General features: G+C 68.8%; 19 protein-coding genes. 9 read left to right on the top strand and 10 right to left on the bottom strand.

Annotated features, from left to right (window positions below; genetic code table 11):
• Positions 1–127: 127 nt before the first annotated feature.
• Positions 128–1,477: an MFS transporter gene (locus G3I17_RS15465; protein ID WP_164596692.1), complete on the bottom strand. Its 1,350-nt coding sequence runs from the start codon at positions 1,475–1,477 to the stop codon at positions 128–130.
• Positions 1,478–1,493: 16 nt separating this feature from the next.
• Positions 1,494–2,081: an ArsR family transcriptional regulator gene (locus G3I17_RS15460; protein ID WP_164596691.1), complete on the bottom strand. Its 588-nt coding sequence runs from the start codon at positions 2,079–2,081 to the stop codon at positions 1,494–1,496.
• A gap of 86 nt (positions 2,082–2,167) precedes the next feature.
• On the opposite strand from G3I17_RS15460, the gene G3I17_RS15455 reads away from it, so the two are divergent.
• Together G3I17_RS15455 and G3I17_RS15450 are read left to right on the top strand one after the other, a co-directional pair.
• Positions 2,168–2,686, top strand: coding sequence for a sigma-70 family RNA polymerase sigma factor (locus G3I17_RS15455; protein WP_164596690.1), 519 nt, complete (start codon positions 2,168–2,170; stop codon positions 2,684–2,686).
• Entirely contained in the window at positions 2,679–3,290 is a 612-nt protein-coding gene (locus tag G3I17_RS15450; protein WP_164596689.1) for a hypothetical protein, read from the top strand. The genes G3I17_RS15455 and G3I17_RS15450 overlap by 8 nt, the downstream gene beginning before the upstream one ends.
• 3 nt (positions 3,291–3,293) lie before the next feature.
• On the opposite strand, the gene G3I17_RS15445 is transcribed toward G3I17_RS15450, so the two are convergent.
• The 5 genes from G3I17_RS15445 to G3I17_RS15425 all read right to left on the bottom strand — a co-directional run bounded on the left by G3I17_RS15445 (position 3,294) and on the right by G3I17_RS15425 (position 9,059).
• On the bottom strand, positions 3,294–4,235 hold the full coding sequence (locus G3I17_RS15445; protein WP_164596688.1) for a GNAT family N-acetyltransferase: 942 nt from the start codon (positions 4,233–4,235) through the stop codon (positions 3,294–3,296).
• A complete protein-coding gene (locus tag G3I17_RS15440) occupies positions 4,235–5,188 on the bottom strand; it encodes a GNAT family N-acetyltransferase (protein ID WP_164596687.1) in 954 nt (317 codons plus the stop codon). Before G3I17_RS15440 ends, G3I17_RS15445 begins: the two co-directional genes overlap by 1 nt.
• Before the next feature lie 60 nt (positions 5,189–5,248).
• The gene (dacB, locus tag G3I17_RS15435; protein WP_203590217.1) at positions 5,249–6,820 is read right to left on the bottom strand and encodes a D-alanyl-D-alanine carboxypeptidase/D-alanyl-D-alanine-endopeptidase; all 1,572 of its coding nucleotides are present in this window, start codon (positions 6,818–6,820) and stop codon (positions 5,249–5,251) included.
• A gap of 132 nt (positions 6,821–6,952) precedes the next feature.
• Positions 6,953–8,155 (bottom strand): hypothetical protein, encoded by a 1,203-nt coding sequence (locus G3I17_RS15430; protein WP_203590216.1) that lies wholly within the window; start codon positions 8,153–8,155, stop codon positions 6,953–6,955.
• 10 nt (positions 8,156–8,165) lie between these two features.
• On the bottom strand, positions 8,166–9,059 hold the full coding sequence (locus tag G3I17_RS15425; RefSeq protein ID WP_164596686.1) for a MurR/RpiR family transcriptional regulator: 894 nt from the start codon (positions 9,057–9,059) through the stop codon (positions 8,166–8,168).
• A 126-nt stretch (positions 9,060–9,185) separates the two neighbouring features.
• Here G3I17_RS15425 and G3I17_RS15420 point away from each other — a divergent pair, with 126 nt between their 5' ends.
• The 4 genes from G3I17_RS15420 to G3I17_RS15405 all read left to right on the top strand — a co-directional run bounded on the left by G3I17_RS15420 (position 9,186) and on the right by G3I17_RS15405 (position 14,257).
• Positions 9,186–10,496, top strand: a complete 1,311-nt coding sequence (locus G3I17_RS15420) for a family 43 glycosylhydrolase (protein ID WP_164596685.1) — start codon at positions 9,186–9,188, stop codon at positions 10,494–10,496.
• A 215-nt stretch (positions 10,497–10,711) separates the two neighbouring features.
• On the top strand, positions 10,712–12,883 hold the full coding sequence (locus G3I17_RS15415) for an alkaline phosphatase family protein (RefSeq protein ID WP_203590215.1): 2,172 nt from the start codon (positions 10,712–10,714) through the stop codon (positions 12,881–12,883).
• Positions 12,884–12,885: 2 nt separating this feature from the next.
• Positions 12,886–13,659 (top strand): MBL fold metallo-hydrolase, encoded by a 774-nt coding sequence (locus G3I17_RS15410; RefSeq protein ID WP_343238316.1) that lies wholly within the window; start codon positions 12,886–12,888, stop codon positions 13,657–13,659.
• Positions 13,649–14,257 carry a VTT domain-containing protein gene (locus G3I17_RS15405; protein WP_164596684.1) on the top strand — a complete coding sequence of 203 codons (609 nt, stop codon included), beginning with the start codon at positions 13,649–13,651 and terminating at the stop codon, positions 14,255–14,257. Before G3I17_RS15410 ends, G3I17_RS15405 begins: the two co-directional genes overlap by 11 nt.
• An 18-nt stretch (positions 14,258–14,275) precedes the next feature.
• On the opposite strand, the gene G3I17_RS15400 is transcribed toward G3I17_RS15405, so the two are convergent.
• Positions 14,276–14,917 carry a TIGR03085 family metal-binding protein gene (locus G3I17_RS15400; protein ID WP_164596683.1) on the bottom strand — a complete coding sequence of 214 codons (642 nt, stop codon included), beginning with the start codon at positions 14,915–14,917 and terminating at the stop codon, positions 14,276–14,278.
• Positions 14,918–15,016: 99 nt separating this feature from the next.
• On the opposite strand from G3I17_RS15400, the gene G3I17_RS15395 reads away from it, so the two are divergent.
• Together G3I17_RS15395 and G3I17_RS15390 are read left to right on the top strand one after the other, a co-directional pair.
• Positions 15,017–16,870, top strand: coding sequence for an ABC transporter ATP-binding protein (locus tag G3I17_RS15395; RefSeq protein ID WP_164596682.1), 1,854 nt, complete (start codon positions 15,017–15,019; stop codon positions 16,868–16,870).
• Positions 16,867–18,663, top strand: coding sequence for an ABC transporter ATP-binding protein (locus tag G3I17_RS15390; protein ID WP_164596681.1), 1,797 nt, complete (start codon positions 16,867–16,869; stop codon positions 18,661–18,663). The genes G3I17_RS15395 and G3I17_RS15390 overlap by 4 nt, the downstream gene beginning before the upstream one ends.
• Before the next feature lie 90 nt (positions 18,664–18,753).
• Here G3I17_RS15390 and G3I17_RS15385 read toward each other — a convergent pair whose 3' ends face one another.
• Positions 18,754–19,074, bottom strand: coding sequence for a Fe-S cluster assembly protein HesB (locus G3I17_RS15385; protein WP_164596680.1), 321 nt, complete (start codon positions 19,072–19,074; stop codon positions 18,754–18,756).
• A 130-nt stretch (positions 19,075–19,204) separates the two neighbouring features.
• Positions 19,205–20,227, bottom strand: a complete 1,023-nt coding sequence (locus G3I17_RS15380; RefSeq protein WP_164596679.1) for a hypothetical protein — start codon at positions 20,225–20,227, stop codon at positions 19,205–19,207.
• A gap of 343 nt (positions 20,228–20,570) precedes the next feature.
• On the opposite strand from G3I17_RS15380, the gene G3I17_RS15375 reads away from it, so the two are divergent.
• Positions 20,571–21,437 (top strand): GNAT family N-acetyltransferase, encoded by an 867-nt coding sequence (locus tag G3I17_RS15375; RefSeq protein ID WP_164596678.1) that lies wholly within the window; start codon positions 20,571–20,573, stop codon positions 21,435–21,437.
• Positions 21,438–21,454 lie beyond the last annotated feature (17 nt).

The raw sequence follows: 21,454 nt of genomic DNA, 5'->3' as shown, positions 1-21,454 counted from the left end.
CAGCGGAGCCTCTTCTGGTAGCTGGTTGTCTCGCGAGGACAAACCTGTCTACCTAAGGAGCTCCGCTGCTCCACGTTCAACACGCCCTTGACACCACACCAACTCCCCTAACTAACCGGCCTTGGGGCTAACCCCTCAGACGAGACATCGCCGGTGGCTCGAGAGCCTGGAGGTCGCGGGTTCGGATGATCGGCGAGGGGAGTAGCCACAGTACGGCGAAGAGGCCGCCGGCAGCGGAGATCAGCAACGTCTCCCGGACACCCAGCCAGGTGCCCAGGAGGCCGCCGATCACCGCGCCGAGCGGCCTCACGCCGTAGTTGATGCTGCTGAACGCGCCGGCCACCCGGCTGCGCATGTGGTCGTGCGTCACGGCTGCCTGCAGCGAGTTCAGCGGGATGTCGAAGCACATCACCGCGAAGGCTCCGACGAACTCCGCGACGACCAGCGTGCCCGCCCGCATCCAGACCGGTCCATCGGCGAAAGCCAGGATCCCCAGCGACGCGGGAAAGATCACCGAGCTGATCGCGATCAACCGCCCGGCGCCGATCAGCCGGGCGAGCGTCTTGGCGGCGAGCGCCCCGACCAGTCCGCCCGAGGCGCCGATGCCGAAGGCGATACCGATCGTCCCGGCGGACAGCTCCAGGTTGCGGCTCGCGAACAGCACCAGCAGCGCCATGCCGATCATGTTGAAGAAGTTCACCGTGGTCGCGCAGCCGAGGCTCGCGCGGAGGTAGGGGTGCCGAAGCAGGTATCCCATCCCGGCTCGCGCCCTGGCCAGCAAGGACTCTTCGCCGCCGTCGGCTTCTCCCGGTTCGACCTTCAGTCGGCTCACCTGTACCGCGGAGAACAGGAACGAGATCGCGTCGACGACGAGCGCGATCGGCGCGGTCAACCACTGCACCAGCAGGCCGCCGACGGCCGGACCGGCGATGAAGGAGATCGACCTGGTCGCCGCCAGTTTGCTGTTCGCCTCGAGGTACTGGTCCCGCTTGACCAGCCGGACGAAGAACGACGCGTACGCCGTGTTGAAGACGACATGCGCGGTACCGGCCAGGATCGCGATCGCGTAGAGCTGGCCGAGGGTGAGGATGTCGAGCCAGTACGCCGCCGGCAGCGACAGCAGCAGGACGGTACGGGTCAGGTCGGCGGCGATCATCAACGGGCGCTTGTCGCGGTGCTGGTCGACCCAGCTGCCGATGAAGAGTGACGCGAGGTTCGGCAGCCAGACCGCCGCGGTCAGGAAGCCCGCCTGGCTGGGAGAGGCGTTGAGCATGGTGACCGCGATCAGCGGCAGGGCGAGCTCGCTGATCCGATCACCGAACTCGGAAACACTCTGAGCAGACCAGAAGGTCCGGAACTGCCTGTCCCGCCACAAGCTGGCGGCGCCTCCGGCGCCCGCTTCGCCCTGCGGGGGCGGGGTGGTGCGGTCAGACGCCGGTGTCTGGGCGTCAGGGGATTGCTGGGCGGGGGTTGTCATGGAGCGCCTCGCTTGGTCAATTGGTTGCCTCAGGCAACGCCATGCGGATCAGGCGGACCGGGTGGGCATCATTGGGTGCGCCGGACTCGCCGCGTTGGACGTACGGGGCGAGCAGGTCTTCGATCGCGTTCTCGATTGCTTCGGCCTCGGCGAGGGTGATCGTCAGCCGGGTGTTCGACGAGCCGGTCGAGCGACTCCAGGCGGGGTCGAGGACGGGCTCGGTGTCGGACAGCCATTGCTGGACGTGGTCGAGCGCCTGGCTCATTATCTCGGTCCGCAGCATCCGGCCGGCCTCGGCGCCCTCGGGCGTCTCGGGCATCTGGAACCGGAAGCCCCGCGCGGCCGGCTTCCACCAGCGCTGCCGCTTGTCGGAGCCGCCGTCCGGGGGAGGGCTGTCGCTGACCAGCCCGAACGTCTCGAGGTGGCGCAGGTGCCAGCTCGTCACCGAAGGCGAGGCGCCGACGTGGACCGACAGTTGAGTGGCGGTGGCGGGTCCGTTCTTCTGCAGGTAGCTGAGCGCGGCGAGCCGGACGGGATGCGCCAACGCGCGCATCGCCTGCGGGTCGGTGATCTCGAAATCGTCGTACGGATTTCTGAGAGACATGTTTCGAGAGTAATCTCTCACATCTCGCTGGGGCAAGAGTCGGGGCAAGGGTGGAACCGAACGGGGGAGCAGCGCGTGTTACGGGTGTGAGGGAGATCGACGGTGACCCGGCGGCCGAGGTGGCGGCGCTCTACCGCCGTACCTGGCCGCGCCTGATCGGCCTGCTCGTCTCCGTCGGGGGCTCCCGCGCCGACGCCGAGGAGATCGCCCAGGACGCCTACGTGAAGCTGCTCGACCGCTGGGACAAGATCCGCCGGTACGACGACCCGGAGGCCTGGGTGCGAGCGGTCGCAGTACGGGCGCTGGTGAGCAGGTTGCGGCGTCAACAGGTGGCGACGCGCGCGCTGGCCAAGCTGACCGGCCGCGCTTCCGAAGTACCAGGCCCTGATGAGGAAGACGCTCTGGACGTGGCTGCCGCGTTGGCCCAGCTCAGTCCGGCGCATCGCGCGGTCGCGGTTCTGTACTACGTGATGGACCTGCCGATCGAACAGATCGCCGATGAACTGCAATTACCCCGAGGCACGGTGAAGTCGCGGCTCGCCCGCGCCCGCCAGGCGCTCGCTCCGCTGCTGGTCGTCGACGAGGAGGTGCCTGGCCATGCCTGATCCCGAGTCCGACCTGTTGATCGAGTACGTCGAGGAGCAGACGCCCGAGGAGGCGCCACCTTTCGAGTACGTCGCAGGTGCTGCCCGCCGTCGGCGACGGAATCGCAAGCTGGTGATCGCAGCCGCGACGATCGGCGTCGTGGCTGGAGCAGCGACTATCGTCGCCGTCGATGCTCAGCGGGCCGAGGTAGGCCCGGCCGGTCCACCAACCCCCACCAGTTCGACGCCCGAGCCTGGCTCATTGGACGTCGGACCACCACCGGCCCAGTTCAAACAGGGCACGACGTTGCTGACTCTGGACCGCGAGATCGAGGTCACCTCGGTTTCCCGCGACCCGGTCAGCCCCTCCCGGCTGATCGTCCAGGCCACGCGCGGCGACACGGAGACGTGCACGCCGCACGTGATCGTCCGAGTCCTCGAACAGGACACGAAGACGATCCGGGTCGCCGCCTACCGCTACTCGGTCCTGCCCCAGAGCTCCGTAGGCATGCAGTGCTTCAGGCCGCAGGGTGAGCCGCTCAAGACCCCGCTCGATCTGCACTGGCAGGTGGGAAACCGCCGAGTCCTGGCCGGAAGCGCCGGCAACCGGGTGGTCCTGAACTGAGCTTCAGAGCTGCAGCGTCGACCGCCAGATGTCGTTGACGATGTCCGGCCGCATCCCGGCGGACACATACAGCTTGACCGCCGGTGTGGGGTTCGAGGTGTCGACGTGCAGGAGCGTTCCGCTGAGGCCGGCGGCCGCGTCGAGGGCGAACTGGTCTCGCAGGAGGAACCTGGCGAGCCCCCGGCCACGAGCCTCGGCCAGTACGCCGAGCCGCCCGATGTACCCACAGTTCTCCGAGCTCACGTAGTTGCGATCCCACTCCCGTACTGCGACCGGCCGGCCGTCGAGCTCAAGCACCGTCAGCCCCGACCAGTCGAAGGTCGACCTGCTGTCGCGGGACTCCACCCATTCGTCGTACGGGCGGGGGACCGCGGTGGGCTGGTCGGCGAACGACTCGGCGATCACCTGATGGCCGGCCCGCCGGACCTTCTCGTCCGAGGCGCCGCGATGCACGGTCACCCCGGACGGTACGGCCGGTGGATCGACCGGGCCGGTGTGCTCGATCTTCATCCGGTCGGTGGAGGTCGCGAGGGCGAGACCGTGTTCCTGCGCCAGCTCGGCGAGCTGGCGGTCCGCGCGGAGCATGCCGAGAGCCATCAGCAGCTCAGGCTCGCCGGATTCGCGAGCCCGCTCGGTGGCATGCTCGATCGCCTGGTCAAGCAGCCACCCGGCGACGTCCCGATCACCCGAGGAGACCTCGAGATTCACCCGCCCGGCCATCCGGACGGTGGCCGCCGACCCCGTGATCTCGTCGCCGGAGCTGACCAGCCAGGTGTCGGTGGCGAGGTCGAGCGCCGGCTCGCGGAGGAAGTTCACGACGCCTTCCGGGCTGTACTGATGCACGCCGATCAGCGAGATGCTGTAGCTCGACAGATGAGCCTGGATCGCCGGCGCATCGTCGAGCCGCATCGGGCGGACGGTCATCCCGTCCGGAAGGCCGGCCATCAGGCGACCGGCAGCGTGCGCCGCCAGACGTCGATGACGAGGACCGCCGCCATGCCGACCGAGAGATAGAGACCCAGAGCGGGCGTCGGATTGTTCGTGTCCACATGCAGAATCGTGCCGGTCCGCCCGGCCGCGGCGTCGGCGGCGAAGGCGTCCCGGAGCAGGAACTTGGCCAACCCGCGTCCGCGCGCCTCTTCGAGCACCCCGAGCCGGCTGACGTAGTTGCAGTTCTCGTCCTCGATGAACTGGTCGTTGTTCTCGATGAACGCGACCGCGCGCCCGTCCAGCTCGAGCACGTGCAGCTGTGACCAGTCGAAGGTCGACTGCGCATCCCGCCCCGCGAACCACTCCTCGTACGAGCGGGACATGAACCCGTACTGCCCGGTGAAGCTCTCCGTCAGCAGCGCGTGCGCCGTCCGCCGCGTTGCCTCGTCGAGCGCCCCGCGACGAAGCACCACGCCCGCCGGTACGTCGGGCGCCGTCACCGGCCCGGTGTGGTCGATCCGCATCCGGTGGTACGTCGTGCCGGGCGCGAACTCGTCGCCGGCCAGCAGTTCGCGCTTTCCGGTCTCGGCGCGGTAGACGCCTACGTCAAGCGTCACCTCGGAGCGGCCGTGGGCTCGGCCCAGCTCCTGGGCGCGCTCGTAGATCCGAGCCAGTAGCCACTCGGCCACGGCGGGGTCGGCGGCGTACAGGTCGATGTCGAGGAGCTGGTGGTCGCCCTTGCCGAAGACGGTGCCATAGCCGGCGAGAGCATCGCCGGTGAAAACCAGCCAGCCGTCCAGGTCCAGGTCGAAACCGGGCTCGGCGAGCTCGTCGAGCATGTCGTCGAGGGTGAAGTCGGCGAAGCCGACGGCCGCGGTGTTGCGCGCGGCGACGAGCTCGAAGATCGCCGACGCGTCGTCCTTGGTCGGCCGGCGGAAGGTGTGCCCTGCGGGCAGTACGGCGGTCATCCCCACATCGTGCTGAACGACCACCGAACTGTCTAATCCATTAGCAAACCTTCAGGCCCATCAGCAGGCCTTGATCCAGTCGTTGCCGTCGCAGTCGTCAGCGGCTTGTTGGGCCCTCCGACTGGTGTCTGGCTTGACCGCCGCGACCGGTGCCTGGTCGGTCCAGGAGGCGAGCGTCACGCCGACCGCGTCCTCGACCGAGCGCGGGCTGGTCAGGTAGTTGTTGGAGATCATCGAGAAGACCAGCTTGCGGCCGTCCTTGGTCGACACGTAGCCCGACAGCGCCGTCACGCCGGTCAGCGACCCCGTCTTGCCGTGCAGATTGTTCGCCGCCGGGGTGTTCGCCATCCGCGTTCGCAGGGTGCCGCCGACGAAGCGATCCGCGTTCCCGGCGATCGGCAGCGCGTCGTACCACTGCTTGAACCAGGGCTCCTTCTGCGCCGCGAGCAGGATGTCCGTGACGCTCTTGGCCGTCACGTTCACCTTGCGGGACAGACCGGAGCCGTCGGACAGCCGGATGGTGGCGGTGTCGACGCCCACGCTCTTCGCGTACGCCGTGACGACGCCCAGGCCGGTCGGCCAGCTGCCGTTCGCCTTCGTAACCGCGCCCATCGCCTTGACCAGCGTCTCGGCGTGCATGTTGTTGGAGAGCTTGAGGAACGGTGTCATCAGCTCGCCGACGGTCATGGACTCGTCGCGGGCGAGCTGCCTGGCAGCAGCCGGTGTCGCGGCCGCGCGGATGTTCCCGTCGACGCGGACGCCTTCCGCGGTGAGAGCGCGGCGGAACACGTCAGCGGCGTACAGGGCCGGCTCCCAGACGGTGATCCACTCCGTGCCGACGGTGGCACCAGCCGGTACCGACCCGGTGATCCGGACGACGTTGGTGCCATGGTCACGCTCGATGTTGAGCGTGTTGGCCGACCCCGCCGCGCCGGTCGTGGCGGTGTTGACCAGCTTGAGTACGCCGTTCGCCGGGACGGCCTTGAGCTTGACGGGTGCCCCGACCGTGGCGCCGGGCAGGCTCTCGACGATCGCAGTGCCGGAGTCGTAGTCGGTGTTCGGAGCGAGCGTCAGCGCGGAGATCTCGGCGCTGTAGTAGAACGGCTCGTCGTCCCAGGCCCAGCTGTCGCCGAGGCGCACGTGGTCGAAGTACGTGTCGTCGGCGATCAGGTTGCCGTCGATCCGCTTGATGCCCGCGCCGGCGATCTGCTTGGCCAGCGCGACGTAGTCGGACTCGAGCGCGGTCGGGTCGCCGAATCCCTTCAGATAAAGGTCTCCGCGCAACTTCCCGCTCTTGACCGGCGCGGTCGCCAGTACGTCGGTATGGAACCGGAAGCCGGTCCCCAGCGTGTGCATCGCGGCCGTCGAGCTGAAGAGCTTCGTGTTGGACGCGGGCAGCAACCGCGTCGCGCTGTTCCGGTCGTACAAGGTCTCGCCAGTGGTCGCATCCCGGACCAGCAGGCCCACCTGCGACCCCTGGAATCGCGAATCGGCGAGCAAGGTGTCCAGCTGCTGCTGCAGCCCGGTCGCCTGCACCTGCTGTACTGCGGCCGGCGCGCCGGCCGACTGCCCGACCAGCCCTGCCGTCGCCGCCACTGCCGCCGCGACCGCCACCAATCCACGGCCCGACACTCTCGGTAATTTACTCACAAGAACCCCTCAACGCTCAGGCGGAAACCAACCAGCTACCCCGGAGTCTCTATCCCAAGGACCTTCCGGTCCAGTGATCATGCCCGATCGATTGATCTATTAGACGAGGCTCAACTAGAGGACGAAGGGGTTGGTGCCGGTGGTGGCCAGCAGGTACCAGGCGGTGGCGCCCGTGTGGAGCGAGGCGTAGTACAGATCGCCGAAGCCGGTGTCGAGGCCGTCGGAGGACGCGGAGACGATGCCCTTGCCGTCGGCGTTGGGGGCGCGCAGCTGGGCGTCGCGGAGGCTGGCCAGGTAGGTGTCGACGCGGGCTTGGTCGCCACGAGCCCGGCGGACCTTGAGCGCGGTGACCAGGTGGGCGGTGCCTTCGAACCACACCTTGCTCGTATCGGTGTTGCTGAAGCTGATACCGGTGAAACCGCCGTCGGACGCTGCGAGATTCGCCATCACCCAGTCGACCGCCTGGCTGTAGCGGGGATCGCGGGTGGCCAGATAGGCCCAGACCTGGACGTCGGCCGGGATCGGGTAATGGTTGATCGTCATGCCGTCGGGATTGGTGCCCGTCCACAGCATCCGGCCGGGGTTGTCCCACATCGCGCGGACGAAGGCGAACGCCTGCGCCGAGCGAGACGCCCAGCTCCGGTCACCGGTCTGGCGGTTCAGCATCGCGAAGAACGCGCCGATGTCGATGTTGTGCTCGGTCGCCTTGAAGGTGAGCGGCTGGTCGTCGGCGCTGCGGCCGCCGGTGTAGCCCGGGATGCCGGCGGCCGACCAGGTCTTCGACTGGATCCAGTTCGCGGCGGTCAGGGCGCCCGTCAGGTACTTCCGCTGGCCGGTCCGCTGGTAGAGGTGGCACAACGCCATCCCGACCCAGGCCTGGTTACCGCTGTAGGCCGCGGGGGAGCCGATGTACGGCGTACCGTCCGCGGTGATCAGCGGATTCGGCTGGTACGACGCACGCGTGCGCCCGTCGCCGATCGGGTCGTGCTGCTGGACGTAGAGCAGTACTTCGCCGAGCACCTTCGCCCGCGTCAACTGGGCCGCGGACCCCTCGTGGATCAACGCGATGATGGTGAGCGCTTCGTCGTACAGGAAGGACGAGACGAAGTTGATGCCGGCGAAGAAGCCGCCGGTGTAGCTCTGCGGAACGCGCAGCGTGCTGCCGCTGCCGTACTGGTCGATCTTCTCGGCCAGGAAGGTGAAAGCGGCCGCCGAGGAGGCGTCGGCGGGACAACGTGCTGCGATCGCCCGGGGTGCGGCGAGGCTGGTGCCTAAGGCAACGAGGCCACCGAGGACGGTACGGCGGGTGGTGGTCATGGGGACTCCTTCAGCTGGGCGGAGTGCGGCGGCGCTTGGGTTTGGGGACCCGGTACGGATCGATCGCGGCGGCGGTGGTTTCGAGGGCGGTCAGCGTGCGGGCGTGGTTCAGCTGAGCCACTCGGGTGTAGAGGACATCGAGTACCAGTAGCTGCGCATGCCGATCGGCGAGCGCGTCGGCTGGTGCAGCGCCCGTCTGGGCTGTGGTGAGGACCAGTTCGGCCTCGGCCGCGAGGGCGGAGGTGCGGTCATTGGTGATGGCCACCGTGCGGGCGCCACGGGTGGCCGCGGCGCGCAGTACGGCGATGGTTTCGGTGATCTGGCCGGAGTGGGAGATGCCGATCACGAGGTCGCGCTGGTCGGCGAGCGCGACCGAGATGAGCGCGCCGTGCAGCTCGGGCCACAGCCAGCAGGCGAATCCGATCCGCTGCAGCCGGATCCGCAACTCATCGGCGGTGATCGCGCTGGTGCCGACGCCGAAGAGATGGATCGCGCGTGCCTCGGTGATCGCTTGGGCGACCTGATCGATGGTGGCCAGGTCGAGTTGGTCCGCGGTCGTGAGCAGTGCCTGGGTGTTGGCGGCGACGATCACCTTGAGGACCTGGTCGAGGTCGTCGCCCGGGTCGATCTGCCGGCCGATGTCGGTGCGCCAGCGACTCGTCCCGGACCGGCCGACCTGCTCGGCGAGCGCGACCTTGAGGGCGGCGAACCCGGAGAGCCCGACCGTGTGGCAGAACCGGGTCACGGTTCCGGGCGACGTACCGGTGCGGTCGGCGAGATCGGTGATGGTGAGGCGGGCTGCCTCGGCCGGCTCGGCCAGCAGGAAGTCGGCGATCCGGACCAGCGCGCCGCCCATGGTGGGCCGGAGCTCGCGCAACCGCTGCAGGATGTCCGTCGCGTTCATGTGGAAAGAATTTCCACTCAAGTTCATGAACTGTCAAGGGATCGAAATGATTTCCAGCCCTCGATTCTCAGGTGAATCGATGTAAAAGTGGGCCGCACAGGTACCGCCCCACCTGAGGAGTCACTCATGCACAACAGAATCGTCGCGGCGCTCGCCGCCCTGGCCCTGCCCATCACCTTGCTCAATTCACCCGCCCACGCCGCCGTCCAGCGCGTCACTGCGGCGGCCTTCCCCGCCGACATCATCGGGGAGGACTTCCCCGATCCTGACGTCTTCGAGAAGAACGGCACCTGGTACGCCTACTCGACCAACAACGGCCGCGGGCACGTCCCGGTCGCCTCCGCGCCGAGCGCCAACGGTCCTTGGACGATCCGCGGCGACGCGATGCCCGGCGGCCCGTCGGCGGGTTGGGCGCAGGCCGGCCGCACCTGGGCGCCAGACGTCTACCCGAACCCGGACGGGAGTTACACCCTCACCTACACCGCCTGGCACAAGGCTTCCGGCCGTCAATGCATCGGCGTCGCCACGGCGAGCTCGGCCCTCGGTCCGTTCACCCCGGTCGGCACGCAGCCGCTGATCTGCCCGCTCGACAAGGGCGGCGCCATCGACGCGAACACGTTCGTCGCGAACGACGGCACCCGGTACCTGACCTGGAAGAACGACGGCAACGCGATCGGCCAGCCGTCCACGCTCTGGCTGACCCGGACGACGAACAACGGCACCGCCCTGACCGGCGGCAACACCGCGATGCTCACGGCGAGCGGCGTGATCGAGGCGCCCGATCTGGTCCAGCGGGGGAGTCAGTTCGTGCTCTTCTACTCCAGCGGCGGCTATAACGACTGCAACTACCAGACGTCGTACGCGACCTCGCCGAGCCTCAACGGCCCGTGGACCGTCGCGTTCCGCCCGCTGATGACCACGGCGAGCTTCGACAACCACGTCTGCGGCCCTGGTGGTGCCGACTTCGTGGGCGGCAAAGTCTTCTTGCACGGCTGGGTGAACGGTTCGAGACACCTGTACGTCGCCGACCTCGGCTGGGCGAACGACTTCCCGGTGGTCCGTGGCAGCCGGGTCCGGACCGAAGCGGAGCGCGGCACGCTCAACCACTGCCAGGTCCGTACCGGAGCTGCAGGCGCCTCAGGGGGCGCGGTCGCCGCCTACATCGACTACGCGGACTCCTGGGTCCAGGTCTCGGTGTTCGCTCCGTCGGCCGGTGGCTACACGCTCTGGGTCGGCTACGCGAACGGGATGGGCGCGACGGCGAGTCACGGCGTGGTTGTCAACGGCAACAGCCAGGGCTCGGTCGGCTACCCGGCAGCAGGTTGGGACAACTGGCGCCAGACGTCGGCCCCGATCACCCTCAACGCCGGCTGGAACACCATCCGCCTCACCAAGGGCGACCTCTACACGGAAGTGGATTACCTGGAACTCCAGTAACCCGCCCCGCCCACGTTTCAGGGGTCAACCCCCCAGCCGGTGGGTTGCCCCCCGAGAATCTGGCTGGGCAACCCGCCGTCTCAGGGGTTAACCCCTGAGACGGCGGCGGTAGGGGTCAGGGGAGAATGGGTGTGGCGGAGTGTGCGGTTGCCGGGGTGGGGCTCGTAGGCTCGGGGTGGCAGAGACGCGCGCGAACGGGGAGTACGAAGTACCTGATGGCGAAACCACCCGAGCAGATTTCCATCGACCGGCGGCAGCGCCGGCCGGTCTGGCTGGACCTGCGCCGTACCACCCGTGGCCTGCAGGCGATGATCCTCGGCGGGCTCGCCTCGCTGGTCTCGCTCCTGATCACCTTCTGGACGCTGCCGCAGATCAGCAGCAGTGACGGCGCGTGGCCGATCCTGCGGCTGGTCGTCATCCTCGCCGTGATCGGGCTGATCGTGCGCTGGATCCTGGCCGGGATCGCGGTCCTGATCGGCTCGGTCGGCGTCCTGGTCGGCGGGCTGCTGAGCCAGTTCGGCGTCGTGTACCTGGGTGTCACCCTGGATCCGGGGGTGCACCTGCACGGCGGGGTCGAGGCGCCGTTCGTGGTCTCGATCGTGATGTCGTCGGTCAGCGCCTTCGTCGGCTGGATCGCGTACGCGGGCAGTGACGACGCCTACGTCTCCGAGGTGATGCGGGTCGTCCGCCGCCGGGCGCGCAAGATCCAGGCCGCCCCGAAGACCGGGATGCTGATCATCCAGATCGACGGGCTGTCCGCTCCGCTGCTCAACTGGATGGTGATGTCGGGCAACCTGCCGCACCTGGGTGGGTGGATCCGGGACGGTAGCCACTCGATGCTCGAGTGGCACACCGGCGTACCGGCGACCACGCCGGCCAGCCAGGCGGGCATCCTGCACGGCGGTTCGGGGCAGATCCCGGCCTTCCGGTGGTATGAGAAGGAAACCGGCCGGGTGATGGTGACGAACCGGGCCCGGGACGCCGCCGAGATCGAGGCGCGGATGTCGACCGGCCGCGGACTGCTCGCCGACGGTGGCGCGAGTATCAGCAACAACTGGTCGGGTGATGCGCCCACGTCGGAGCTGGTGTTCAGCCGGGCCGCGCTGCCGACCGGCCGGAGCCGTGGGTACGTCCGGTTCTTCTCCAGTCCGCAGGGTGCCGCCCGCGGGCTCGTGCTCTGTGTCGCCGAGATGGTCAAGGAGCTGCACCAGGCCCGCCGGCAGCGCGTCCGCAACCTGGTACCGCGGGTCAACCGCGGCGGCTCGTACATCTTCCTCCGCGCCATCTCCAACGTCCTGCTGCGCGACCTGAACGTCTCCCTGATCACCGACGAGCTGGTCAAGGGCACCCCGGCGATCTACTGCGACTTCGTCGACTACGACGAGGTCGCCCACCACGCCGGCCCGACCCGGCCGGAGTCCATGCAGACGCTCGAAGGGCTCGACCGGGTGCTCGGAGCGCTCAAGCGGATCATCGACCTGCTGCCGCACTCGTACGAGATCGTGATCCTGTCCGACCACGGCCAGAGCCAGGGCTCGACCTTCCTGCAGCGGTACGGCCGAACCCTGACCCAGGTCGTCGACGACCTGGTCGACACCACCAAGGCGCCCGTCGCCGCCACTGGCCGGTCCGAAGGCTGGGGGCCGGTCAACGCGTTCCTGACCGAGTTGAGCCTGCGCGCCAGCGTGGGGGGCAAGGTGACCCGCAAGGCGCTTCATGGCAAGGCGAAGCGTGGCGAGGTCGAGCTGGGCCCCGCCGACTGCGAGCCGCCGATCGCGGCCGACGAGCAGATGATCGTCACGGCCTCGGGGAACCTGGCTCTGATCTACCTGGCCAGGACACCCGGCCGGGTGCCGTTGGAGGAGATCGAGCTGCTCCACCCCCGGCTGATCCCTGGGCTCGCGATGCATCCGGGCATCGGCTTCGTCGTGGTGGACTCGCTCGCGGAAGGGCCGGTCGCGATCGGCCGGGCAGGCGTCCACGTGCTGCGCTCCGGCCGGATCGAAGGCATCGACCCGCTGCAGCCGTACGGTCCGATGGCGGCCGCGTCGATGCTCCGGCAGGCCGAGATGCCGCACAACGGCGACATCGTGGTGATCAGCCGGCTGGACGAGTACACCCGGGAGGTGGCCGCGTTCGAGGAACTGGTCGGTTGCCACGGCGGGATCGGTGGCTGGCAGACCGAGGCGGTTCTCGTGCACCCGCGGCGCTGGGCGGTCGAGGAGCCACCCGTAGGCTCCGACGCGGTGCACCACCTCCTGATCAGCTGGCTCGACCAGCTCGGCCAGCGCAAGCACGACGACAACAACGAAGACGACAGTGAAAGTGCGCCCGAGGACCAGGTGGATCGGGTGGCCACTTCGACGGATGCAAGCGTGGAGGCCTGAGAGTGCGGATCACCTGGTGGGGGCACAGCACCACCACCATCGAGTCGAGCGGCACCAGACTCCTCACGGATCCGGTGCTGACTTCTCGGATCGCGCACGTCCGGCGCCGTCGCGGCCCCGCGCCGACGCCCGAGGCCGGGCAGTGTGACGCAGTACTGGTGTCGCACATGCATGCTGATCACCTGCACCTGACGTCGCTGCCGCTGGTTTCGCCGGACGCTGCGCTGGTCGTACCGCGCGGCGCGGCCAAGCTGATCCATGTCCACAGCGGCGCGTTCTACTCCGACCGCTGCATCGAGGTTGCCCCTGGCAACCAGCTGCGGATCGGCAACCTCGACATCACGGTCGTCACCGCTCACCACGACGGTCGCCGGCTGCCATGGTCGTCGCATCGCGGACCGGCGGTCGGGTTCCGCGTCGAGGGCTCGCCGAGCGTCTGGTTCGCCGGTGATACCGACCTGTACGACGACCTGGCGGCCGAGGCCGGTCCGGTCGACCTGGCGTTGGTACCGGTGGGTGGCTGGGGGCCTTCGCTGGGGCCTGGGCACCTCGACCCGGCTGGGGCCGCCGAGGCGGTTCGGCGGGTTGGCGCCCGAATCGCGGTACCGGTGCATTTCGGGACGTTCTGGCCGATCGGGTTCGACCGGCTGAGGCCGGAGCTGTTCCTGCCGCCGGGAGACAAGTTCATGGAGGCGATGGCCGACCTGGATCCCGCCGTCAAGGTGGAGTTGCTGGCGCCAGGAGAGTCGACCGAGGTGCTCGGTAATGATGGGTGAAGACTTCGGCTGGATCTATCTGGCCGCGCTCGCCGGGGCCGTCCTGATCGGGGCTGTGCTGCCGATCCTGCCGACCGGAGCGGCGGTGTCGGCGGGTGCGGTACTGGCGTCACACAGCAACCCGATCGGGCTGGTCGGCGTACTGATCGCCGGCGCCGGTGGGGCGTATATCGGCGACCTGATCGTGTACGCCGCCTGCCGCGCCGGCGGGGAGAAGCTGGCCACGCGGATCGGGTGGCTGCGGAACAACGCGTCGCTCGATGCCTTGCGGGTGCGGCTGGCCGAGCACGAGATCACCGTCTTGCTGACGTCGCGGCTGATCCCGGGTGGACGCGTGCCCGTACTGCTCGCGGCCGGGCTGGCGGGGTACCGGTGGCACCGGTTCGCGGTGGTCGACCTGATCTCGTCGTCGTTGTGGGCGGTCGTCTACATGGCGATCGGGCTGCTGGGGTACGCGCTGTTCCCCGAGCCGTGGCAGGGAGTCGTGGCGGCGATCGTGCTGGTGCTGCTGACCACGGTGGTCAGCAGCCTGGTCCAGCGCCTGCGGAAAAAGGCCGCCGCGGCGAAACAGCCGGCCGGCCAGCCCGTCTCGGAGTGAGCCGGGCCCGCTGTGGGCTCACACGCCGAAGGACGCCGAGCGGAACTTCTCGACCGACTCCGGGTCGCCATCCAGCTCGACCTGGGCGACCGCCTGACGGCCGAAGCAGAACAGCACCAGCTCGGCAGGCTCGCCCGTCAGCGTGACCGAGCCGGCGTCGGTCGGCTTCTTCGCGACCGTCTCGGTGCCGTCCGGCAGGCGTAGTACGAGCCCGGTCGGCGCCTTGCGGGTCATCGTCTTGACGGTGAACTTCACCGCTCGCCACAGCCCGTGCTGCTGCTCGGCGGGCAGCTCCCGCACGGTGAAACCCTCGACCGCGCGCCGGGCGTCCTCGTGGTGCACGAAGTACTCGGTGGTGTTCAGGTTGTGACCGAGGCCGGGGAACGAGTAGATCGAGAACCCGGGCGGCCCGTTGCGGACCTTGTCGACGATCTCGGTGAAGCTGTACTTCGTCTTCGCGTGCTCCATCCGGCGGGCGGTGGTGTCGGCCAGCGCCGCGATCATGATGCCCGGACTCGCGATCGGGTCACTCTCCCGGACATACAGGTGAACCGCGAGGTCATGCGTGGTCCAGCCCTCGCAGAGCGTCGGCTGATCAGGCCCGACCTGGTCGAACAGGTCACACAGGGCGAGTCGTTCTACCTTGCTGTAGTCGGTCACAACTCGATCGTAGTTGTCGGCGCACAATGGCAGAATGGCGATCGTTGTCAGTCTCGTGGCTGGCTACGGTCCTGACAGTGTCGTCCTAAGGATGTCTGCGTGCTTCAGCCGAAAGTTCCCAGCAAGGGGAGTGTGACCCGGCGGGGGTTCGCGGTCCTGCGGGTGGCGATCTGGGAAGAGCCGTGGGTGTTCGCCTGGTCGGTGCTGGCGAGCATGCTGTACGGCGCGATGACGGTCGCCGACGGCTGGGCGCTGGGCTGGGCCACGGACCGCGTGATCCGGCCGGCCCTGGAGCGCGGTGACACCACCTTCGGCGCGATCGCCTCGCTGGTCTCGCTGTTCCTCGGCATCGCGGTGCTGCGCGCGATCGGCGTCGTCGGGCGGCGGATCGGGGCGGGCGTCATGCAGTTCCGGCTGCAGGCGACGTACCGGCGTCGCGTCACCAGGCAGTACCTGACACTGCCGCTCGAATGGCACCACAAGCACCCGACCGGCCAGCTGCTGTCCAACGCGAACGCGGACGTCGAATCGACCTGGTACCCGATCGCCCCGCTGCCGATGGCCGTCGGCGTGATCGCGATGCTCGGCTTCGCCACCGCCGCGATGTTCGCCGCCGACGTCTGGCTCGCGCTCGTCGGCTGCCTGGTCTTCCCGCTCGTCTTCGTCGCGAACGTGATCTTCCAACGCAAGCTGCAGCCCCTCGCGACCCGTGCCCAGGAGCTCCGCGCGGACGTCTCCGAGGTCGCGCACGAGTCGTTCGACGGCGCGCTGGTGGTCAAGACGCTGGGCCGCGAGGCGACCGAGACCGAGCGCTTCCGCGGTCCGACCGAGGCGCTGCGCGACGCGAACATCGCGGTCAACAAGGCTCGTGGCGCGTTCGATCCGGTGATCGAGGGGTTGCCGCGCATCGGCGTACTGGCCGTGCTGCTCGTCGGGGTCGGCCGGGTTCGCTCGGGGGCCGCCGATGCCGGTGACGTGGTGCAGGTGGCGTTCCTGTTCACGCTGATCGGGTTCCCGATCCGCGCGCTGGGCTGGGTGCTCGGCGAGCTGCCGCGATCCGTGGTCGGCTGGGATCGGGTGCAGCGCGTACTCACGGCCGAGGGCGGGATGGAGTACGGCGACCAGCGGCTCACGGCGTCGTCGGCCGCTCGGCTCGACGTGTCCGATGTGCGCTTCGGGTATCTCCCCGGCCGCGATGTGCTCGCCGGGGTCGACTTCACGGTCGAGCCCGGGCGGACTGTCGCCGTCGTGGGCCCGACCGGTTCCGGCAAGTCGACGATGACAACGTTGCTGACTCGGCTGGTCGACCCTGAGGAGGGCGTGGTCGCGGTCGACGGGGTCGATCTGCGGTCGCTGGCTCGCGACGAGCTGGCCGGGTCGGTGGCGCTGGTCGCGCAGACGGCCTGGCTGTTCGACGACACGATCCGCGGCAACATCACGCTCGGCGGTGAGTTCGCCGATGAGGATGTCTGGGACGCGCTACGGATCGCGCAGGGCGACGGCTTCGTGAAGTCCTTGCCGCATGAGCTCGACACGAAGGTCGGCGAACGCGGTACGACGCTGTCCGGTGGCCAGCGGCAGCGGATCGCGCTCGCCCGGGCGCTGGTCCGGCGGCCGCGGCTGCTCATCCTCGATGACGCGACCAGCGCCGTGGATCCGCAGGTCGAGGCGCGGATCCTGGCCGGCCTGCGGACCGCAGTACAGGGGACCGAGGCGGCGACGACCGTGCTGGTGATCGCCTATCGCAAGGCGACGATCGCGTTGGCCGACGAGGTGTTGTTCCTCGACGAAGGGCGGATTGCTGACCAGGGGTCGCATGTCGAGCTGCAGGAGCGCTCGGCGGCGTACCGGGACCTGGTGGACGCCTATGAGAAGGACGCGGCGCGGCGTGAGGAAGAGGCTGCGCTCGAAGCAGAACTTGATGATCTCGACTCCGAAGGAGCGTCCGCGTGAGCGCCGCATCGTCCAGCCGCCTCGACGCCGGTGACAACGCGGGTGGCCTGGAGACGCTTCGCCAAGGGGTGCGGGTGTCGCCGGAGTTGGCGCGCGGGTGGTGGATCACCGGGTTGCTCGCGCTGACGATGACGGGCGGGCGGATCGTCGTACCGATCGCTGTCCAGCAGAGCATCGACAAGGGGCTGTCGGGTCCTGGCGGGCCGGACATGTCGTTCGTCGCGTGGATGTGCGTGGCGTGTTTCGGCGGCGTGCTGGTGACGGCCTTCGCGTCGTACCTGACGACCGTACGGCTCGCGACGAACTCCGAGCGCGGGTTGGCGACGATGCGGATCAAGGCGTTCCGGCACGTGCACGATCTGCCGGTGCTGACCCAGAGCACCGAGCGGCGGGGTGCGCTGGTGAGCCGGGTGACGTCCGATGTGGACACGGTGTCGCAGTTCCTGCAGTTCGGCGGGTTCATCTTCCTGGTGAGCATCGGGCAGATGGTGCTCGCGACCGTGGTGATGTTCGTCTACTCGTGGCAGCTCGCGCTGGTCGTGCTGATCTGCTTCCTGCCGTTGTTCGCGAGCCTGAAGTCCCTGCAGCGGCTGATGTCCGCGGCGTACGGCGTGGTCCGGGCGAAGGTCGGCGAGATGCTGTCCGCGATCGCCGAGCCGGTCGTCGGGGCACAGGTCGTGCGGGCCTATGCGATCGAGAAGCGCACGCAGGAGCGGATCGACGCCTCGATCGAGGACTACCGGAAGACGGCCACGAAGGCGCAGGCGATCACCGGGATCACCTTCTCGATCGGCGGTCTCGCGGCGGGGCTGGCGAACGCGGGCGTGCTGACCGCGGGGGTGCTGCTCGGGGTCGACGGCAACGCGACGCTGGGGGAGATCCTGGCGTTCATGTTCCTGGTCGCGCTGTTCTCCGACCCGGTGCAGATCGCGACCCAGGTGCTGACAGATGCGCAGAGCGCGTTCGCCGGCTGGCGGCGGGTGCTCGGGGTCATCGCGACGCCGGCCGACGTGGTCGACCCGGGGGAGTCGGGCGTGCATCAGGCGCGCGGGCCGGTGACGGTGGAGTTCCGCGACGTGAACTTCGCCTATCCCGACGGCGACCTGGTACTGCGCGATGTCGACGTCCGGCTCGAACCGCATCGCCGGGTCGCGGTGGTCGGCGAGACGGGCTCGGGCAAGACGACGTTCGCCAAGTTGCTCACCCGGTTGATGGACCCGACTTCGGGCGCAGTACTGCTCGATGGGGTGGATGCTCGCGAGATCGCCTTCGCATCCCTGCGCGAGCGAGTGGTGATGGTTCCGCAGGACGGCTACCTGTTCGACTCGTCCCTGGCCGAGAACGTCCGTTTCGGCCGGCCGGAAGTCACCGACACCCAACTCCTGGACGCCTTCGAATCCCTGGGTCTCACCGATTGGCTGGAGTCGCTGCCGGACGGCCTCGACTCACCCGTCGGTCAGCGCGGTGAGTCCTTGTCGGCCGGAGAACGCCAGCTGGTCGCCCTGGTCCGAGCCAACATCGCCGACCCCGATCTTCTGGTCCTCGATGAGGCGACCTCCGCGGTTGACCCCGGCACTGAAGTCCGGGTCAACGCGGCCCTGGAACGCCTGATGACCGGCCGCACCTCGGTCACCATCGCCCACCGCCTCTCCACCGCAGAAGCCGCCGACGAAGTACTGGTCTTCGACGACGGCAAGATCGTGGAACGAGGCCCCCACGCGGAACTGGTAGCCGCAGGCGGCATCTACACCCACCTCCACGACAGCTGGATAGCCCAACGCTCAGCTCTCTGACACAGGTGAGTGCGCCGGCAGCTTGCGCCACCGACCCACTCACCTCAGCTCTCAATTAATGCGACTAACGCGGTAGCGCGAGTAGCGCGATTAGTGCGCCGGGGCGCTGCCGTTCTCGCGGCCGGCGCCGGGCTGCGGGACGAGGAGGAACTCGACGCCGCCCTTGTCGTCGACGGCTGCGTCGAGGATCTTGTCGTCCAGAGCCGCGGCCGCATTGGCCTCCAGGAAGACCCGGGCACCGCTCTCCTCAACGACCTGATCACCCTGCAACGGCGATTCGGTCGTCGTAACGGCCAGCGCGGGATCGGCCGGACTCTGCTGCGAGATCCGGACCCCAGCACCCTCAGGAGCGCCGTCGACGCCCGTGATGCTCTTGATCACCAGAGTGGCGTTCTCAGTCAGGGTAAGCACTGCTTCTCCTAGCATCGATTGCGGTGAACCCGCCCCGTGCCCCTCACCCAGATCGACAAACATCGAGCGACTTTGTGCACGACCTGAGCGAATCAGCCTCGGCGATTCGCTCAGGCCGTGCACAAAGTCGTCATCCTGCGGCGTCGAGCGGACGGCGGAGAGGGTCGTCGGGGTCGGTGGTTCGCCAGACGGGGGCGGTGCCGGTACGGCGGGTGCCGCGGGCGAAGGCGGCTGTCAGGCGTTCGGCGAGTTGATCGGGACGAAGTACCGCGTCTTCCCAGCCGAAGTGGACCAGTTCCAGATCGCGGTCGGCGAGTCGCTGGTCGCGTTCGAAGGCACGGCGGAGGGCGCGTCGGCGCAGCTTCACCGTCGGCGCGTCGAACTTCGCCAGCCCGTCCGCTTCGACGACAGTCCGGAACTCCGGCCACCAGAAGTCGACCCGTTCTTCCGCCCACCACCGACCGTCCCAGAACTGCGCCTGCAAGACGGGAGCCGGGAGCCCGGCTTGGTCGAACAGCACCCGAGCGATCGACTCCAGCGCAGACTCCGATCGAGGATCCCCGAACTCGACGGCACGTTGTGCTCTGCGAATGCCGGGCCAGCGCCGCTGCTGCCGCAGTACCAGCTCGAGATCCTCGCGCCGGACCGCACTGGCAAGTGCGTGGTCGACCGTGACGATCGCCGCTGGGAGCGGCAGTTCGCGAGCGAGATCGACGGTGGTCCGCGCGTTGGAGGTGACTGGCAGTCCACCGAGGCTACGGAAGTCGGCAGGCGACAGACCGGCGCGGCGTAGTACGACGTCGCTGCGCTTTTGGTTGCGCCGGCTTCTCCCGGGCGTACAGGTGAGCCAGACGGTGCCTGTCGGCGGATCAGCGGAGTTGTCGCTCCAGACGCGCAGGCCGTTCAACTCTGCCGCGGTGTGATGGCTGACCACCGACCGGGGGTGCGCCGCCAGGGCGCACTGGATCGTCGCCAGCCGTTTCTCGATCGCGCCGTCGAGGTAATGCCCGTGCGCTCGCTGCAGCCCACCGTTGCGAAGCAGCCGCTGTACGTCGTGATCGCCGAGGCCGAGCCGCCGAAGCTCCCCATGCCGCAACGGCCCCCCGAACACGGCCCGCAAAGCATCCCGCACGTCATCCCCAAGCCTCTCCACCCAGAGATCCTCACCCCCTACCCACCCCCACCGCCTCCCCACCTACCCACCCCTGTGGATAACCCACCGCCAGCCGCCAGCCGCCAGCCGCCAGCCGCCAGCCGCCAGCCACGAGCCGCGAGCCGCGAGCCGCGAGCCGCGGCCCGCCAACTGCCCGCAGCCCGCGCCCAGCCGCACCGCCAGCCGCCGCCCGCCGCCCGCGCCCAGCCGCCTGGGGCTGAGAGGTGGACTTTGTGCACGACGTGAGCGAATTGGGCCGGCTGATTCGCTCACGTCGTGCACAAAGTTGGCCTTGCGGGGAAGTCGGGTGCGGTTTGGCGGGTGGGTGGTGTGGGATGGGGGCATGACGATTTGGTTGGGGACGCCAGGGGTAGAGGGGCTTGCTGGTGTGGTGGGGAGGTTGGGGGAGTGGCAGAGCGATGGCGGGGTCTTTCAGCTGCATCCGGGGGATCTTGGGTGGTACTGGCGGTTCGGGGCAGAGCGGGCGGCGGCGGCCGTGCGGGTCTGGGAGCGCGATGGTGAGGTGGTCGCGATCGGGATGTTGGACGAGCCGGATCTGCTGCGGCTCGCGTTCGCACCTGAGGCGCTCGGCGACGAGGAGTTGGCGCGGCGGATCGTCGACGACTGCTCTGACCCGGCTCGCGGCGTACTGATCGAGGGCAAGGTGTACTTCGAGGCGCCGACCGGCGGCGTTATCCAGGAGATCCTGACCAAGGACGGTTGGCAGCTCGATGAACCGTGGCAGCCGCTGCGGCGCGATCTCGCCGAGCCGGTCGAGAGCGCGGGGCTGTCGATCGAGGTGGTCGGGCCGGAGACGGCGGGCGAGCGCGCGGGCCTGCAGCAGGCGTCGTTCGATGGGTCGACCTTCACCGACGAGCGCTGGCACACGATGGCAGCCGGTACGGCGTACGCGACCGCCCGCTGCCTGATCGGCCGGGACGAGCAGGGCACGGCAGTCGCCAGTATCACCGTGTGGTCGATCAGCCCCGGCAAACCCGGGCTGATCGAGCCGATGGGTGTGCACCGCGACCATCGCGGCCGCGGGTACGGCGAGGCGATCACGCGCGCGGGCGCCGCGGCTCTGCGCGAGCTCGGCGCATCGAGCGCATTGGTCGCCACACCGTGCTCCAACATCGGCGCCGTCGCCACCTACGAAGCAGCCGGCTTCGCCCCACTACCCCAGACCCGAGACCAAATCCGCGACTTCTGAACCTGCGGCAACACGTC

It is taken from the genome of Streptomyces sp. SID13031 (genome assembly GCF_010548305.1).
Lineage (GTDB): Bacteria > Actinomycetota > Actinomycetes > Propionibacteriales > Kribbellaceae > Kribbella.
The sequence above is the reverse complement of the archived record's forward strand: the minus strand, read 5'-3'. Positions and strand labels throughout refer to the sequence as shown.

Excerpts from the sequence above, each read along its gene's own strand:
- G3I17_RS15405 (WP_164596684.1), top strand. The coding sequence starts at position 13,649 with ATGATGGGTGAAGACTTCGGCTGGATCTATCTGGCCGCGCTCGCCGGG.
- G3I17_RS15420 (WP_164596685.1), top strand. The coding sequence starts at position 9,186 with ATGCACAACAGAATCGTCGCGGCGCTCGCCGCCCTGGCCCTGCCCATC.
- G3I17_RS15450 (WP_164596689.1), top strand. The coding sequence starts at position 2,679 with ATGCCTGATCCCGAGTCCGACCTGTTGATCGAGTACGTCGAGGAGCAG.
- G3I17_RS15465 (WP_164596692.1), bottom strand. The coding sequence starts at position 1,477 with ATGACAACCCCCGCCCAGCAATCCCCTGACGCCCAGACACCGGCGTCT.
- G3I17_RS15460 (WP_164596691.1), bottom strand. The coding sequence starts at position 2,081 with ATGTCTCTCAGAAATCCGTACGACGATTTCGAGATCACCGACCCGCAG.
- G3I17_RS15445 (WP_164596688.1), bottom strand. The coding sequence starts at position 4,235 with ATGGCCGGCCTTCCGGACGGGATGACCGTCCGCCCGATGCGGCTCGAC.
- G3I17_RS15440 (WP_164596687.1), bottom strand. The coding sequence starts at position 5,188 with ATGACCGCCGTACTGCCCGCAGGGCACACCTTCCGCCGGCCGACCAAG.
- G3I17_RS15375 (WP_164596678.1), top strand. The coding sequence starts at position 20,571 with ATGACGATTTGGTTGGGGACGCCAGGGGTAGAGGGGCTTGCTGGTGTG.
- G3I17_RS15415 (WP_203590215.1), top strand. The coding sequence starts at position 10,712 with ATGGCGAAACCACCCGAGCAGATTTCCATCGACCGGCGGCAGCGCCGG.
- G3I17_RS15425 (WP_164596686.1), bottom strand. The coding sequence starts at position 9,059 with ATGAACGCGACGGACATCCTGCAGCGGTTGCGCGAGCTCCGGCCCACC.
- G3I17_RS15430 (WP_203590216.1), bottom strand. The coding sequence starts at position 8,155 with ATGACCACCACCCGCCGTACCGTCCTCGGTGGCCTCGTTGCCTTAGGC.